The 17,551-nt window shown below is 34.3% G+C and carries 13 protein-coding genes; 7 read left to right on the top strand and 6 right to left on the bottom strand.

All coding sequences use genetic code 11. From position 1 onward, the window contains the following. Positions 1 to 26 precede the first annotated feature (26 nt). Positions 27 to 1,325: an MFS transporter gene (locus M1D66_RS00250; RefSeq protein WP_001103412.1), complete on the bottom strand. Its 1,299-nt coding sequence runs from the start codon at positions 1,323 to 1,325 to the stop codon at positions 27 to 29. 326 nt (positions 1,326 to 1,651) lie between these two features. Here M1D66_RS00250 and lytS point away from each other — a divergent pair, with 326 nt between their 5' ends. The 6 genes from lytS (at position 1,652) to msrB (ending at position 7,854) form a co-directional block, all read left to right on the top strand. Further along, positions 1,652 to 3,421: a two-component system sensor histidine kinase LytS gene (lytS, locus tag M1D66_RS00255; protein ID WP_000933561.1), complete on the top strand. Its 1,770-nt coding sequence runs from the start codon at positions 1,652 to 1,654 to the stop codon at positions 3,419 to 3,421. Continuing rightward, a complete protein-coding gene (locus M1D66_RS00260; RefSeq protein WP_000921843.1) occupies positions 3,399 to 4,139 on the top strand; it encodes a LytR/AlgR family response regulator transcription factor in 741 nt (246 codons plus the stop codon). The genes lytS and M1D66_RS00260 overlap by 23 nt, the downstream gene beginning before the upstream one ends. Positions 4,140 to 4,271: 132 nt before the next feature. Continuing rightward, positions 4,272 to 4,703 carry an antiholin-like murein hydrolase modulator LrgA gene (lrgA, locus tag M1D66_RS00265; RefSeq protein ID WP_088015221.1) on the top strand — a complete coding sequence of 144 codons (432 nt, stop codon included), beginning with the start codon at positions 4,272 to 4,274 and terminating at the stop codon, positions 4,701 to 4,703. A gap of 35 nt (positions 4,704 to 4,738) precedes the next feature. Continuing rightward, complete coding sequence (gene lrgB, locus M1D66_RS00270) at positions 4,739 to 5,431, top strand: antiholin-like protein LrgB (protein ID WP_000168869.1); 693 nt, start codon at positions 4,739 to 4,741, stop codon at positions 5,429 to 5,431. 322 nt (positions 5,432 to 5,753) lie between these two features. Further along, on the top strand, positions 5,754 to 6,797 hold the full coding sequence (locus M1D66_RS00275; RefSeq protein ID WP_001166010.1) for an AI-2E family transporter: 1,044 nt from the start codon (positions 5,754 to 5,756) through the stop codon (positions 6,795 to 6,797). A gap of 91 nt (positions 6,798 to 6,888) precedes the next feature. After that, positions 6,889 to 7,854 carry a peptide-methionine (R)-S-oxide reductase MsrB gene (gene msrB, locus M1D66_RS00280; RefSeq protein WP_242554913.1) on the top strand — a complete coding sequence of 322 codons (966 nt, stop codon included), beginning with the start codon at positions 6,889 to 6,891 and terminating at the stop codon, positions 7,852 to 7,854. Between the two features lie 28 nt (positions 7,855 to 7,882). On the opposite strand, the gene M1D66_RS00285 is transcribed toward msrB, so the two are convergent. Next, entirely contained in the window at positions 7,883 to 10,999 is a 3,117-nt protein-coding gene (locus tag M1D66_RS00285; protein WP_001033494.1) for an efflux RND transporter permease subunit, read from the bottom strand. Between the two features lie 140 nt (positions 11,000 to 11,139). On the opposite strand from M1D66_RS00285, the gene M1D66_RS00290 reads away from it, so the two are divergent. Then, positions 11,140 to 12,009 (top strand): TetR/AcrR family transcriptional regulator, encoded by an 870-nt coding sequence (locus tag M1D66_RS00290; RefSeq protein WP_242554914.1) that lies wholly within the window; start codon positions 11,140 to 11,142, stop codon positions 12,007 to 12,009. Positions 12,010 to 12,060: 51 nt separating this feature from the next. Here M1D66_RS00290 and M1D66_RS00295 read toward each other — a convergent pair whose 3' ends face one another. The 4 genes from M1D66_RS00295 to M1D66_RS00310 form a co-directional block, all read right to left on the bottom strand. Continuing rightward, positions 12,061 to 13,278: an alginate O-acetyltransferase AlgX-related protein gene (locus tag M1D66_RS00295; RefSeq protein ID WP_000714499.1), complete on the bottom strand. Its 1,218-nt coding sequence runs from the start codon at positions 13,276 to 13,278 to the stop codon at positions 12,061 to 12,063. A gap of 12 nt (positions 13,279 to 13,290) precedes the next feature. Beyond that, on the bottom strand, positions 13,291 to 14,685 hold the full coding sequence (locus tag M1D66_RS00300) for an MBOAT family O-acyltransferase (protein WP_000232078.1): 1,395 nt from the start codon (positions 14,683 to 14,685) through the stop codon (positions 13,291 to 13,293). A gap of 192 nt (positions 14,686 to 14,877) precedes the next feature. Beyond that, positions 14,878 to 16,431, bottom strand: a complete 1,554-nt coding sequence (locus M1D66_RS00305; protein ID WP_000055409.1) for an ABC-F family ATP-binding cassette domain-containing protein — start codon at positions 16,429 to 16,431, stop codon at positions 14,878 to 14,880. A 155-nt stretch (positions 16,432 to 16,586) separates the two neighbouring features. After that, on the bottom strand, positions 16,587 to 17,525 hold the full coding sequence (locus tag M1D66_RS00310) for a glycosyltransferase family 2 protein (RefSeq protein ID WP_000175825.1): 939 nt from the start codon (positions 17,523 to 17,525) through the stop codon (positions 16,587 to 16,589). Positions 17,526 to 17,551 lie beyond the last annotated feature (26 nt).

Genomic DNA, 17,551 nt, shown 5'->3' on the forward strand with positions numbered 1-17,551 from the left:
TAAATGAGATGCTTCCTCTTTTACGTTTAATCTAATACTTTTCCCTTTGTTTCTGGTACACATAGTAGCATTGTAATTAACCCGATTGGGTAGATGATAAAAATCAAGGACAATGCTCCAAGTAGATTGCCACCTGTAGCAAGTAAGCCAATAATAACAGGCCCAAATCCAGCTAATCCACGTCCTGTACCGAAAATAAAGTTTTCGGCGGTAGAGCGAGCTTCAGCAGGATAGTTTTCAGCTAAAATTGCTCCAAATCCTCCCATCATTCCATTTGCAAAGAATCCAAGCAATGCACTTCCCCATAATAATAATGTTGAATCTGTGAATAAGAAGAAGTAAATGAGACAGTATACTGTACCGCCAATATAATAGATTGCAAAAGTTTTACGGCGACCAATTTTATCAGCTAGAATACCAAAGATTGCAATTCCAATTAGCATACCGATGGTAGAAATGAACATCCAGCCACTTGCTTTTGCTAATGTATAGTTATATTTATTTGCTAAAATAGTGGGCATCCATGTGAAGATTCCGTAATATCCGAAGTTTTGGATGAACGACATAATAATAAGACCAATTGTTGTAATTGTTACTTTTTTATTGGCAAATAACTTTCGAAGTGGAAATTTTTTTATATGTTTTAGTTGTTCTGCTTCAGTAGTTGTTAATTTACCTGCAGCTTCTTTTTGCAATAGTTCCTTTTTGTAGCGTTGTTTTTGCTCCCATATTTTCGGTTCACTTAAACTTTTACGGACATAGACAGCTAGTAAAGCTGGAATTAATCCAAATAAGAAAACGGCTCTCCATCCAAAGTGTGGGACAATAAATGCTGGAAGGAGTGAAGCTATCAGTACACCAAATTGCCATCCAAGTGCAACAACAGATGTCGCTTTAGCGCGCATTTCTTTAGACCATGTTTCTGTTACGATGGCCATTCCGATTCCGAATTCACCACCAACTCCCATTCCAACTAAAAAGCGCAGAATTAATAATTGCCAGTAGTCTGTTGCGAAATAAATGAGTGCGGTTGCTAGTGAAAACAGTAAGATTGTGAAGGCCATTGTACGAATACGGCCAAATAAATCAGCAATAAATCCAAATAAATAAGAACCAATTAACATTCCTATTGTGGTAGCTAAAGTTAAGTTTCCACCTTCAACAGGACTTAAGTGAAACTCTTTTAAAATATAGACAAGTACGAAAGATAATAGCAACATATCTAAACCTTCTGCTGCATATCCTAGCGCAGAACCAAATAATGTTTTATATCTTTTCGCTTTTGTCTCCTCTGTTGTTTGTTGTACATCAGTAGTGACGTTCATTATTACTCCTCCTTATTTTCTACAGTCGCTATGGAAGAATAACAAAAGGCCTTCTCACCTGATATGATGAGAAGGCCAAAAAAGCATACGTATCCCCAAGAAAAGAACATACGTATATTGTATTCCGACTTCCTTCTCAACCTCACGGGGTTGGGTTAAAGGACTGTATTATATTACTTTATTTTTAGCACTCTTCTATATGTATTGTCAAATAAAGAGGAAGTTATTATGTGTAAAATATTTCAAAAAACATTTCGTTCTTCTTGACGCCGACTTCATTATTTTCCCATAATAAAACTAACTAAATAAAAAGGAATGAATCAAAGATGCTAAATTTAGTACTCATGATGATTGAACGAGTCGGACTTATAGTTATTTTAGGATTTTTACTCTCTCATATTAAAACTTTCAGACGCCTCCTTCATAAACAGGATGGCTATGTAGATAAGCTTAAGCTTATTTGTATTTTTTCGGTATTTACAATTGTAAGCAATTACACTGGGATTGAAATAGCAGGAAATACGATTATGAATGAAAATTGGTTACAAGGTGTTTCATCATCGAGTACCATTGCAAATACACGTATTATGGGTGTTGGAATTAGTGGATTGCTTGGTGGTCCTATCGTCGGAATTGGGGTAGGATCAATTGCTGGTATTCACCGTTATATGCTTGGAGGGACGACAGCTCTAAGTTGTGCAATCTCTTCAATTTTAGCAGGCGTTATAACTGGTTATATCGGATACATTTTTAAAAAATATAACCGTACAATTACCCCTAAGTTTTCAGCGATTTTAAGTGTTTTTATTGTTTCTTTAGAAATGATTATGATCCTATTAATTGTAGAGGATGGAATGAGCATTGTGAAAACAATTGCGATACCAATGATCCTTGTAAATAGTTTTGGAAGTTTTATTTTACTTTCTATGATACAAGCTATTTTGCGTCAGGAAGAGAACGCAAAGGCACTTCAGACTCATAAGGTATTACGTATTGCAGATAAAACGTTACCATATTTTCGCCAAGGCTTAACAGAAGAATCGTGTAAGCATGTGGCACAAATTATTCACCGCTTTACAGGAACAGATGCGGTATCCTTAACAGATACAGAGAAAATATTAGCTCATGTTGGATTAGCATCAGATCACCATATTCCGTCACATAGTTTAATAACTGGTTTGTCGAAAGAAGTGTTACACACAGGAAAAATAATGAAAGCAAAATCACGTGAGGTTATTAATTGTCAACATGAAGGATGCCCTTTGCAAGCGGCGATTGTTATTCCACTAACTTCACATGGAAATACAATAGGGACATTAAAACTGTATTTCAAAAATCCTAACCAGTTAAGTCGTGTGGAAGAGGAATTAGCAGAAGGATTAGCAAAAATATTCTCTACACAACTTGAATTAGGTGAAGCTGAGTTGCAAAGTAAATTATTGCAAGATGCGGAGATAAAAGCATTACAAGCGCAAATTAACCCGCACTTTTTATTTAATGCGATTAATACAGTATCAGCTTTATGCCGAACAGATGTAGAAAAAGCAAGGAAGTTATTATTACAGCTTAGCGTATATTTCCGATGTAATTTGCAAGGGGCACGTCAGTTATTGATTCCACTAGAACAAGAATTAAACCATGTACAGGCATATTTATCCTTAGAACAAGCAAGGTTCCCAAATAAGTATGAGGTAAAGATGTATATTGAGGACGAGCTAAAGACAACTTTAGTACCACCATTTGTTCTTCAACTATTGGTTGAAAATGCATTGCGACACGCTTTTCCGAAGAAGCAACCAGTATGTGAAGTAGAAGTGCATGTTTTTGAAAAAGAGGGTATGGTTCATTTTGAAGTAAAAGATAATGGACAGGGAATTGAGGAAGAACGTTTAGAACAATTAGGAAAGATGGTAGTTTCGTCAAAGAAAGGGACTGGAACAGCTTTATATAATATTAATGAACGTCTTATTGGATTATTTGGAAAAGAAACGATGCTTCATATCGAAAGTGAATTAAATGAGGGGACAGAGATTACTTTTGTTATTCCAAAAAAAGTAGGGGAGGAAGAGCAGATTGTTAAAAGTATTAGTAGTTGACGATGAAATGTTAGCACGTGATGAACTAAAGTATTTATTAGAGAGAACGAAAGAAGTTGAGATAATTGGTGAGGCTGATTGTGTGGAAGACGCATTAGAAGAACTAATGCAAAGTAGACCAGATATTGTGTTTTTAGATATTCAATTATCCGATGATAACGGATTTGAAATCGCCAATATATTAAAGAAGATGAAAAATCCACCTGCAATTGTATTTGCTACTGCCTATGATCAATATGCACTGCAAGCATTTGAAGTAGATGCGTTAGACTACATTTTAAAACCATTTGATGAAGAGCGTATTGTGCAGACATTAAAGAAGTATAAAAAACAAAAACAATCGCAAATAGAAACGAAGCACGAAATAAAGGGGACAGATGTAACAGTAGAGATGCATAAATTAGCATTACCAATTGAAGAATCAATCGTACTTGTTAATATTGAAGATATTGTATATGTAGGACTTGTGGACGGAAAAGTGACAGTAAAAACAATGAGGGAAACATATGTAACACACGATACACTTGTGATTTTGGAAAAGAAGTTGCCGCAAGTAAGTTTCATGCGTGTTCATCGTAGCTTTATTGCGAATATTAATCATATTACTGAAATTCAGCCATGGTTTAACTCTACTTATAATTTAATTATGAAAGAAGGATCAAAAGTACCTGTTAGTCGTACATATGCAAAAGAACTCAAGAAGCTGCTTCGTATTTAAGGAGCAGCTTTTGTATTTCATCCTTTTATATTTGTAACTGATTCTGTATATTTGACATTCCGTTATGTAAACGCTTACTTAGGCGGTTATATCCTATACAATAAAGGTACCAAATCGAAAGAGGTGGCCAAAATGAGTACGAAAAAAGTATATAGTTTCTTATCACAAGCATTCATATTCTCAGCTATTATGTTAATTTCTAATATTATTGCAACACATTTACCAATTCCAATGCCTTCATCGGTAATCGGGTTAGTTATTTTATTTAGTCTATTATGTTTAAAAGTTATTAAATTGGAGCAAGTTGAATCACTCGGAACAGCTTTAACAGGTATTATTGGATTCTTATTCGTCCCATCAGGTATTTCAGTTATTAATTCTCTTGGTGTAATGGGACAATACTTTGTACAAATTTTAACTGTAATTGTTGTAGCAACAGTTATTTTACTCGCTGTAACAGGATTATTTGCACAATTTATTTTAGGAAAAGATGAAAAAGAAACAGAAGATACAAAAGAATTGAAAGTAGTAAATAAAGGACGCAAGCACGAAAAGGTTGCGTAACCATTGTATTTATATATTGTTGGGAGGTAATGAACATGGCAAGCACAATGACTCCATATTTCGGAATCGTCGTTTCATTAATCGCATACGGAATCGGAACATTATTATTCAAGCATTCAAAAGGGTTCTTCCTATTTACACCATTATTCGTGGCGATGGTATTAGGGATTGTATTTCTAAAGGTAGGTAACTTTACTTTTGAAGAATATAATACTGGCGGAAAAATGATTAGTTTCTTCTTAGAGCCAGCAACAATTGCATTCGCTATCCCACTATATAAACAAGTTGATAAGTTGAAAAAATATTGGTGGCAAATTTTATCAGCTATCGTGGTTGGATCTATTTGCTCAGTAATTGTCGTGTTCATTGTTGCAAAAGCAATCGGTTTAGATACAGCAGTAATGAATTCAATGCTACCACAAGCAGCAACAACAGCAATTGCGTTACCAATTTCAGAAAGTATTGGTGGTATTCCAGCAATTACATCGTTTGCAGTTATTTTCAACGCAGTTATCGTATACGCATTAGGAGCATTATTCTTAAAAACATTTAGAGTGAAACATCCGATTGCAAAAGGTTTAGCACTTGGAACAGCGGGTCATGCATTAGGAGTTGCAGTAGGAATTGAAATGGGTGAGGTAGAGGCAGCGATGGCAAGTATTGCTGTAACGGTAGTTGGGGTTGTAACAGTAGTTGTCATCCCAATGTTCATGCCATTCATTGGATAGTAAAACTTACTTAAAAAATAAGAAAAGCAAGCTATTTGTAGGACAGATTTCTACTGATAGCTTGCTTTTTATGTTACAGTAGTGGTAAGACCTATTAAAAAATGTAAGTTTCCTTAAATCTTCATTAATACTATGTAGAATACGTTTTGAATTAGGTCATTGTATTGTAAAATAAGAAGTAGGCTACTATATACCTGGTAAGGTAGGCATATAATGAGTTTATAAAAATCTTAATATGAATGAATAATTAAAAGTAGAAAAGAGAGAGAAATCTACTTATTAACGTTTTAGTTTATAGGACAGGAGAGAGTATTCGTCGATTATGCAAATAAAAAACCTGTTTCAAAGCAAAGGATTCCAGAGGTTACTCGTATTAGTAATACTTGCTCTCGTGTTATACGGGCTGCAAAGTATGTTGAATTTAATATTAATTACGTTTATTCTCACGTATTTAATGGATCGATTCCAAAAGTTTATTTCACGCAAATTAGATCATTTCATGCCTATTAATCGAAAAATTATTATAGCGTTTCTATATGTAATGTTAATTGGTGGAATTGCTATTACGCTATTTAAATATTTACCAGTATTGACGATACAAATTTCACAACTGATTTACCAATTCAATGTATTTTTAAGAAACCCACCAGATAGTGAACTAATTAAGTATGCAGTTAATGCTGTCAATCATATGGAGCTTTCTAAATATGTAGGACAAGGCGTAGACATTTTGTATAAATCGATTACGAATGTTGGTAAATTTGGCCTTCAAGTTTTACTTTCTTTAATTTTGAGTTTGTTTTTCTTATTAGAAAAATCTCGTATTGTCGGTTTTACTGCAAAGTTTAAAGAAAGCAGGCTTGCAATTTTCTATACTGAAATTGAGTACTTCGGAAAGAAATTTGCACGTTCATTTGGAAAGGTAATCGAAGCGCAATTTTTAATTGCTGTTGTTAACTGCGTTCTTTCAGTTATCGCATTATGGATATTAGGATTCCCGCAATTATTAGGTTTAGCGTTAATGATTTTCTTGCTTGGCTTAATTCCAGTAGCGGGGGTTATCATTTCGTTATTCCCACTTTGTATGATTGCTTACAATATTGGCGGTATCATGTACGTTGTTTATATTTTGGTTATCGTAACAGTGATTCATGCGCTTGAAAGTTACGTATTAAACCCGAAGTTTATGTCGCAAAAAACAAATTTACCGATTTTCTATACATTTATGGTATTAATCTTCTCAGAACACTTCTTAGGTGTATGGGGATTAATTATCGGTATTCCAATCTTCATCTTCTTATTAGATGTTTTAGACGTGACAAGTGATGAAATGGAGAAGGATGTTGGAAAAAATAAAGTGAAGTAAAGAAAAAGCATCGATGTTCGGTGCTTTTTCTTTTATAATATGATGTTTCTTATGCCATACTGTAAGCAGAACATAGAATAGGGGTGAAGTAATGGCTGTAAATGAAAAGGTAGAATTGGCTACATTTGCTGGAGGGTGCTTCTGGTGTATGGTTTCACCATTTGAAGAGATGGAAGGGATTATAAAGGTTGTTTCTGGCTATACAGGTGGTCATAAAGAGAATCCAACGTATAAAGAAGTATGTTCAGAAACGACGGGACATTATGAGGCAGTACAAATTACATTTGATGCAAATAAAATGCCGTATGAGGAATTGTTAAATATATATTGGAGACAAATTGATCCGACCGATATTGGTGGACAATTCCACGACCGCGGACAGTCTTATGAAACGGTGATTTTTTATCATAATGAAGAACAACATAAAAAAGCAGAGGCCTCAAAAGAAGAGCTTGAGCAGAGTGGACGCTTTTCAAAACCAATTGCGACAAAAATACTACCAGCAGCTACATTTTATCCAGCTGAAGAATATCACCAAGGATACCATAAGAAAAATACATTCCGCTATGAGTTATATCGTAAAGGCTCAGGACGAGATGCTTTTATTAAGCAACATTGGCCAAAGGATAATGCTCATTTAAAAGAAAAACTCAATGAGATGCAGTATTATGTAACACAGGAAAATGGTACAGAACCACCATTTCGAAATGAGTATTGGAACCATAAAGAGGAAGGTCTTTATGTAGACATCGTTTCAGGTGAGCCGTTGTTTACTTCTCTAGATAAATTTGATAGTGGATGTGGATGGCCTAGTTTTACAAAACCAGTGATGTCAGCAAGTGTGAAAGAAAAGATGGATGTGAGTCATAATATGACACGTACAGAAGTGAGAAGTAAAGAAGGAGATTCACATCTTGGGCACGTATTTCCAGATGGTCCAGGACCAAATGGCCTTCGTTACTGTATTAATTCCGCAGCTCTTCGATTTATTCCAAAAGAGGAATTAGAGAAAGAAGGCTATGGCGATTTCCAAATCTTGTTTGGAAATAAAAAATAACCTCGCAGTTAGCGAGGTTATTTTTTTGTTATTTTGTTTTTTTCTTTTTAAATTTGCTTAATACTTCATAAACGATTGGAACAATAAGAAGTGTTAATAACGTTGAACTTGTTAATCCACCAATTACCGTTACGCCAAGTCCTTTAGAAATTAAGCCACTACCTTCAAATCCTAATGCAAGCGGAATAAGAGCACCGATTGTTGCAATTGCAGTCATTAAAATTGGACGAAGGCGTGTTGCACCAGCTTCTAATAAAGCTTCACGTGTTGATAGTCCTTCATTTTCCTTATGAATAACGCGGTCGATAAGCACGATTGCGTTTGTTACAACGATACCGATTAACATAAGCGCACCAATCATTGCAGATACACTTAATGTTTCACCAGAGATTAATAAGGCAACAAGAGCCCCAATAATTGTAAATGGTAGCGAGAATAAAATTGCGAATGGTGCTAGGGCACCACCAAATGTAACGACAAGAACGAAGTATACAATGGCAATCGCAGCTAACATCGCTAGGCCAAGTTGCTTGAATGATTCTTGAATATCTTTAGTAACACCGCCCATAGAAACATCTACACCAGAAGGAAGATCCATTTTATCTACTTCTTTTTGTACTGCAGCAGATGCTTTTGAAACGTCATCAGATGTTAATTTGGCACTAACCTCTGCATAAACACGTCCATCTCGGTGTGTTACTGTATTCGATGTTTCACCTTCTTTTACAGTCATAACATCTTTCACAGCTACTTCATTACCAAGTGGTGTTGTAATTTTGCGATTTGTTAAGTCATCGATTGTTTCATAATTTTGTTTTTCAGCTTCTACATATACATTGATATCTTTACCGTCTTTTTTAATTGTTGTCAGAACAGGGCGATCATGTTGATTAGAAAGTCCCATTCCAATTTGAGCAGCCGTTAAGCCCATTTTACTCAGCTTTTCTTGATCTGCGACTAAAGTGTACTCTGCATATGTTTTTGCAATACTAGAATCTATATCTTTTAAGTCTTTATTTTTCTTCATGATATTTTGAATATCTTTTACGACAGGCTTAATGTCTTCTGAGCTATCTCCATAAACGTATAGTTTAATTTCGTTACTACCGCCACTTGCTCCGAAGTCTTGGTTTTTCCATTCGCCTTTGCCAGACATCTTCTGTAAATCTTTAACGACTTGTTCTTTCTCTTTTTCAAAGTTTTTCGTGTCGTTATCATATTGCACGAAGAACATTGCTTGGTTTGATTGACCAGGACTCATTGGATTCTCTCCACCTAATGAGAACTGAATTGTTTTGACGTCTTTATTATCTTGGAAGTGCTTCTCAGCTTTTGTTGCAATTTTTTCAACGTCTTCTAACGTTTGACCTGGTTCAGGATTATATGTTGCAATAATCATTTTTTCTTCTTCAGAAGGTAAGAAACTTACACCGATAACTGGTACAAGTGCAAGACTACCAACTAATAGAAGGACAGCGATACTTGATGTAATAATTTTGTGATTTAAAGCCCATGCAAGTATGCGTTTATACCCATTTGCTAATTTACTTGGTTTTTCTTCATGATGTACTTCTTTTTCCCTCATGCTCTCTTTCTTAAATAAGGAATGAGCTAGCATCGGTACGATTGTAACTGCTACTAGTAATGATGCTAATAAAGCGAAGACGATAGTTAAGGCGAATGGTAAGAACATTTCACCAATCATACCTTTTACTAGTCCAAGCGGTAAAAATACAGCAATTGTTACAATGGTGGAAGACATAATTGGGATAAACATTTCTTTCGTAGCTTCACGAATTAAATCTTTTCCACGTAATTTCTCTTCTGATAACGACATACGTCGGTAAATATTTTCAATAACAACAATTGAGTCATCGACAACGCGGCCTATAGCAACGGTCATTGCTCCAAGTGTCATAATGTTAAGCGTAATATCCATTTGCTTTATGACTAAAACAGCAATTAATAAAGAAAGTGGTATTGAAACGACAGAAATTAACGTTGTTCGAATATTTCGTAGGAACAGCATAATAATAACAATCGCAAAGATAGCGCCGAAAATTGCTTTGCTCAGCATTGTTTCAACTGATTTTTCAATAGGTGCACCTTGGTCGAATGTTGAAATGATCTCTAAATCTTTATATTTTTTCTCAAGATCTTTTACTTTATCTTTTACTGCATTTACAACATCAACTGTATTTGCATCAGAGGCCTTCACAATTTGAATTCCAATTGCTTCTTTTCCATTTGTTCGAGAAATAGATTCTGCTTTCCCAACTTCTTTAATGTCAGCAATTTCGTCTAATGTAACTGTTGGAATCCCGTTCATAGCAGCTGGATTCATTTGCGGCGTTTGTGCACCAGCGCCAGCATTTTGACTACCTTGACCGTTAGGTGAGGAAGGTATAGCTGGGATTTTAAGTTCTTTTAACGCTTTAATCGTTGTAATATTGCCATCTACAACAACTGATTTTTCCGTGTCTTTAAATGTGTATAAGCCAAGTGGTAAAGATACATCCGATCCCTTAATCACATTTTTTACGGTATCTTCACTTAGTCCTAGTTCTTTCATTTTATCTTTCTTGAAGACAAGCTGTACTTCATCTACTTGTTGGCCAGCAATTTGAACAGATGCAACACCATCAAGTCCTTTTAATCCTGGTACAACATTTTTTTCTACATTTTCAGTTAAGGTAGCTAAAGATTCATTCTTACTTGCCACGCTTAACGAAATAACTGGAAAGGCATTGAAGTTTACTCGTGAAACTTTAGGATCTTTAACACCTTCTGGGAGTTTTACATTTGTGAGAGCTTCTTTAATTTCTGTTTCTGCTTTTTCCATATTTTTATCAAAATCGTATTCTACTTGAATAGAAGATGCGTTTTGAAAAGATGATGAACTCACAACGTTAACACCGCTTAAATTTTGTAGTTGTTCTTCCATCGGCTTTGAAACTTTATCAGCTACTTCTTCTGGTGTAGCACCAGGATAGACCGTAGTTACTGTCACAATCGGTGTTGTAATATCAGGGATTGTTTCCAGCTTCATATTGAGTCCAGAGTAGATCCCCGCAATAGTAACAATAATGGTTAGTAGCCAAACTGCGAACTTATTTTTTAACGAGAAATTGATGATTTTGTTCATGTTTGCGCTCCCTTTTTATTATATTGACCAACTGGTCAGTCTAATACATAATATAACTGACCGTTCGGTCAATCGTCAATAAAAAGAGATGGTATAATACATTTATAATAAGATGCGAGATTAAATTTAGGAGAGAAGATATGAAAGAAAAAGAGCGTTTAATTATAGAATCGGCTATGAAGTTATTTGCTACTAAGGGTGTAAATGCGACATCAGTGCAGGAAATTGTGACAGCTAGTGGTATATCTAAGGGAGCTTTTTACTTATATTTTAAATCGAAAGATGAGCTTTTATTAGCGACACTTCGATATTATTATGACAAAATCCAAAAGAAAATGCTGGATATTGAACAAGAGTCTTTATTACCACGTGAAAAATTTGCAAAACAATTACATTGTCAGTTTAATGATATACAAAAGCATAAAGAATTTATTATTATGCATGCGAGAGAAAATGCGATTCCGTTTAATAAAGAAGTAGAAGAATTTATGATGCGGATGAAGTTAGAGTCTCATACATTTTATCGGAATAGTTTATTGTCCATTTATGGTGAAAAGGTTATGCCATATTTATTGGATTTAGTAATTATGGTAGAAGGTATATGCCATGGTTATTTACAATTGATTATTTTAAATGAACCAAAAATTGATTTCATTCATGTTGCCTCATTTATTTTAAAAAGAGTAGACGATTTAGTAGAAGGGCTTCTAGAATCTTCGGAAGGGCCTGTTTTAAATGAAGCAAAAATGGGAGAATTTTTTTGTAGCTCAGAGCTTATTAAAGAACAAGTGAAAGAGCATTTTTTAAATGAAATTATTATATTAAAACGAACATTAGCAGACCAACTAGAAAATGATGAGGTTTTAGTTACTTTAGATGTTTTAGAATCCGAAATGAGAGTGCCAAATCCAAGGATTCCAGTTATTCGAGGGATGTTAGCGAATTTAGAAGCGTATAATGATTTGAAGGATTTTAGATTGAGGTTAGCTCGATATTACTATATAAATTGAGACTTTAATCAGTGGGATTTCATTCCCACTGATTAAAGTTGAAAATAGTATTTATTTTACATTTTGAAATTTATACATGTCACCATAAACGTTGGTGTCGTTGTATATAAACAATACAATATCTGCATTTTGTTCTTCTAGTTGCTGTTTCACACTTTTTCCTTGCGTGTAACGAGGGTCAATAAAAGTTGTTTTAGCAAAATTACGTGCGAATAAAGGATATGTAGCATCAGCATACGAATCTTTTAAGATAACAAGGTGTAAATCATTGTCTGCCTTTGTATTAATGATGTTTATTTCAGGGAAATCTGTTTGATAAACATTAGCATATCCAGGAGCAGGAACATCTTTTTCTTTTCCGTAAAACTGAGTCATTGATTCTTTAGCAGTATTATCTTTAATAGCACCGTAGTAAACTGTGTAGTCGTCCCAAGATTCACCGAAATTATAGCGGACATATGGGATTTGTACGGATGAAGTATCAATTAAGCGGTACAATTGATTATTCCAGCTACCAACAAACTTTCCTTTCGGTTTTTCCCAGTTAATAGTGTAGTCGTCTTTCTTTATTGGTTGTCCTTTATATTTATTTGAATGAGAATTAATAAAGTTCATCGTATCCTCATATGCATAAAAGGCACCTTCCATATTCCAATGATGATCTGTAGTTAAATACATTCGTTCTAGTTTTTCTTTAGTAAATCTTTCTTTAAACATTGGTAATACATCAATAATAGGGAATTTCGTTGCTGTCAATTTCTCAGCAAGGTGATCCCTAAGAATTTGTTCGTAACCAAGATTTAGGTAAGAGGGAAGCTTATACTGTAACGCTGTCTGCTTACTAGGAACTAAAGAGAAATAGAATTCTGTTTGTGGAAAATCTTTTTTCAAAGTTTTTAATTCCTGAACACCAGCATCAACATCATTTAAATGATTTTCCATATTAGGTCTATTAAAAATAAATTGATCGTTTGTAACATGAATGTTATTTACAAATGTTCGATTCATAGAGAGTTGGAATTTTATATAGCTTTCAAGAAAGAGATCCCTAGGTCCAACATGGTCTGTAAAGTATGTTTCGATACCCTTGAATAACTCTCCAGTCTTTATAGTAGAAGCATTTACAGCAGGTCTAATAGCTAAGTTCCTGTTTTCAAATTCAGAAAATGTTTTTTTATCTATAAGGATAACTTTTGCTGTCCAAATACCCACCCCAAAAATAACTGTAAGGAACCCCATTATTAAAGTGAGGTTTTGAAATTTTTTCATAGTGAACCTCCTTTAAAAACGGAAATAAATAAATGGATTATAAGTTGCATTTGTTAGGAATACTAAAACAATGACTAGAATACTTAAATAATATACTGGCGATAAAACAGCAAATCTTTTTGTCGATAACATTTTTTGTAACCATGGGAATACGGGTGCTGCAGTAATAATAGCTAATAAGAAAATTCCCCAATAATTCATTATATAGAAGTAACTGTTAATATCTGTTAAAGGACTGTTAAATCCGAACATGGATTTTAGGAATTCAAAGCAATAACTGAAGTTATCTGCACGGAAAAACACCCATCCAATAATAACTAAAAACATCACGTAAATATGTTGAAGAGGACTCCATAATTTTTGAAGCAGGTTTTCGAGTCCAGCTTTTTCAAGTGCAATTAGAATTCCGTAATAAATACCCCAAATCATAAAGGTCCAACTAGCACCATGCCAAAAACCGGTTAGTCCCCATACGATGAAGAGGTTACGATAAACTTTCCAAGTTGTAACGCGATTTCCTCCAAGTGGAATATAGACATAATCACGGAACCAAGAACCGAGCGAAATATGCCAACGACGCCAAAATTCAGAAATGGATTTTGAGATATATGGATAATTAAAGTTTTCTAGAAAATCAAATCCAAACATCTTTCCTAATCCAATTGCCATGTCACTATATCCAGAAAAATCAAAGTAAATTTGTAGCGTATAGGCAATGGCTCCCATCCAAGCTAATGATACACTCATATCAGAAGGATTCATTGAGAAGATTTCATCGGCTATAACACCTAATTGGTTAGCAATTAAAACTTTTTTACCCAAACCAATAATAAATCGGCGGACACCTTCAGAGAATTTGTCGGCATCAACAGTTCGCTGGTGTAATTGGTGAGAAATTGTATTATAACGAACAATTGGTCCTGCTACTAACTGTGGAAATACAGTAAAGTATAAGGCCAAATCAAAGATATTTCGTTGAGCATCGACTTTTTTCTTATAAATATCGATAATATAACTCATCGCATGGAACGTGAAAAATGAAATACCAATTGGTAAAGGTATTTTTTCAAGAACAATATTGGTATGTAAGATAGAGTTAATATTATCTACTAAAAAGTTTGCGTATTTAAAATATCCTAAAATAGCGATATTCATTACAATTGCAAACGTTAGTAATAATTTTCTTTGACCATTTGTGAAGCGACTATTCCCTAATAAAATCCCAAACCAATAGTTAACAAGGATAGAGAATAGCATTAGAAAAACATAAATGGGTTCGCCCCAAGCATAAAATACTAAACTAAAAAATAATAAAACTATATTTTGTAGTTCTTTGCGTACAGCATAATAAATTAAGAGTACAGCAGGTAAAAATAAACATAAAAAGACAAGGTTACTAAATACCATTTTAATTAATTCCTTTCCTATTTTATCTAAATAATACCAAAAATATCATTGAAATGTAATCATTAAAAAACTAGGATATTATTAACATATTTAATTTTTTTATATTGTGAGAGATATAAAAAATCCTTGTTTATAAAAAAAGGCCGTCCCAAAATATTTTTAGGAACGGCTTTTTTACTGATAGGAAATAATTTAGTTGTTTTTTTCTGCCCACTCTTCAACATCCCAAACTTTTGTGATCCAATCTTCATAGAAGTCCGGTTCGTGACATACAAGGAGAATTGTTCCTTTATATGCTTTCATAGCCTTCTTAAGTTCCGCTTTTGCTGTAACATCAAGATGGTTTGTCGGCTCATCAAATAATAGCCAGTTACTTTCCTCACCCATTAGCTTACATAAACGAACTTTTGCTTGTTCTCCACCACTTAATTGACTTAATGGGCGAGAAATATGTTCATTTTTTAATCCGCATTTTGCTAACATCGCACGAATTTGATGCTGGTCTAGGCCAGGGAATGTATTCCATACATCATCAATTGGTGTTATATTATCAGCTTTAACTTCTTGTTCAAAGTATGCAGGCTCTAAGAAGTCACCAAGACTTGTTTTACCGCTTAAAGGTTTAATTTTACCTAAGATTGTTTTTAGCAACGTTGATTTACCAACACCGTTACATCCAACAATAGCAATTTTTTCACCACGTTCAATCGTCATTGATAGCTTTGGGAGTAGCGGATGTGTATATCCGATTTCTACATTTTCACCTTCAAAGACGAAGCGACTACTTGCACGACTTTCTTTAAATGAGAATTCCGGTTTAATTGCTGTTTCCGGACGATCAATAAGCTCCATGCGATCAAGTTGTTTTTGACGACTCTTTGCACGACCTGTCGTTGAATAACGAGCTTTGTTCTTTGCAATGAAGTCTTCTTGCTTTTTGATAAACTCGCGCTGTTTTTCATAAGCGTTTATATGTTGATTTTTATTGATTTCTGCTAGTTCTAGGAATTTTTCATATGTCGCTGTATAGCGTGTCATTTTTGTGAATTCTAGATGGAAAATAACATCAACACATTTGTTCATAAATTCCGTATCATGAGAAATTAATAAGAATGCATGTGGATATTCTTTCAAATAATTTGTTAACCAATGAATATGTTCAACGTCTAAATAGTTAGTAGGTTCATCAAGCAATAACACTTCTGGCTGTTCAAGTAATAGCTTTGCAAGCAATACCTTTGTACGTTGTCCACCACTTAATGCTGAAACATCACGATCTAAACCAATTGCATCAATTCCAAGACCACGTGCAGCCTCTTCAATTTTCATATCTAGTAAGTAGAAACCACCTGCTTCAAGTGCATCTTGTATTTCTGCCATTTGCTCAAGAAGTTCTTCTAGTTCTTCTGGTGTAGCAGTTCCCATTTTTTCTGTAACTTCATTTAAAGCTTTTTCCTTTTCGAATAACGGTAAAAATGCATCCGCTAGTACGTCACGGATTGTACGCCCAGGTGTTAAAACAGTATGCTGATCTAAGTAGCCGTAATGTGTGCCCGGTGTCCATTCTACGCGACCTTGGTCATGAATAAGCTGACCAGTAATGATATTCATGAATGTTGATTTACCAACACCGTTTGCACCAACTAATCCAACGTGCTCACCTGCTAATAATCGCATAGATACATCTTTAAATAATGTACGATCGCCAAATGTATGTCCTAATTTTTCAACTGTTAATAAGCTCATAGTATCCTCCGTCCAACTTGAAATAGTACCTTGAATCATGATACTAAATTCTTTCATATAATGCTATCATTTCAAAATGTATATTTTTTCAAAAGAAGTGTTTGTAAATGTTAGTATATAAAAAAGTTACTTCTCCTACAGAAGTAACTTTTTGGTTATGCCTTTTGTTTAACTTCACTAACTTTCTTTTCAGCTACAATAAAATGCGGTCTACGTTTTGTTTCATAATAAATACGACCGATATATTCACCAATAACACCTAGGAATATGAGTTGAATACCGCCAATAAATAGTATAGCGGAAATGAGAGTAAAGTAACCAGGAACTTCCACACCACCGAGGATGATTTGAACGAACGTAGTGATTACGTATAAAAGTCCTAAAATGGTTGTTAGTAATCCAAGATATATAGATAGACGTAACGGTTTATTATTGAATGAAATTACACCATCAATTCCATAATTTAATAATTTCGAGAAGGTCCATTTACTTTCTCCATCAGAACGTAATACATTTTCATATTCAATGATTAATTCGTTATAACCGATCCAAGAAAATAAGCCCTTTGAAAATCGGTTGTATTCACTTAAAGATAATAAAGAATCTACTGCTCTTCGACTTAAAAGTCTAAAGTCACCAATACCGTCTACTAATTCAATATCTACAAATTTATTCATCACTTTATAGTAAAGACGAGAGACGAAAGAGCGAACGGGTGAATCACCAGTTCTTGTTCTTTTTGCAATGACTTGGTCGTAGCCGTCGTTATATCCTTCTAACAGTTCTTTTATTAACGTAGGAGGGTGTTGTAAGTCAGCATCCATAATAACAATTGCATCGCCTGTAGCATATTTTAAACCAGCTAACATTGCAGCTTCTTTTCCGAAGTTTCGACTAAATGATATGTAGTGTACCGATGAATCTGCACTAGCTAAATCACGTAAAATATTTAAAGTATCATCTTTACTACCATCATTAACAAAAACAAATTCATAATCGGTAGTTAATTTATGAATTTCAAGAGAAGTCTCTGAATAAAAGGCACGAAGCACCTTTTCTTCATTGTAGCATGGTACAACTATTGAAAGGGTCATGTTAGGACCTCCTTAGGTGTAATTTT

The organism is Bacillus sp. PK6-16, from assembly GCF_056530295.1.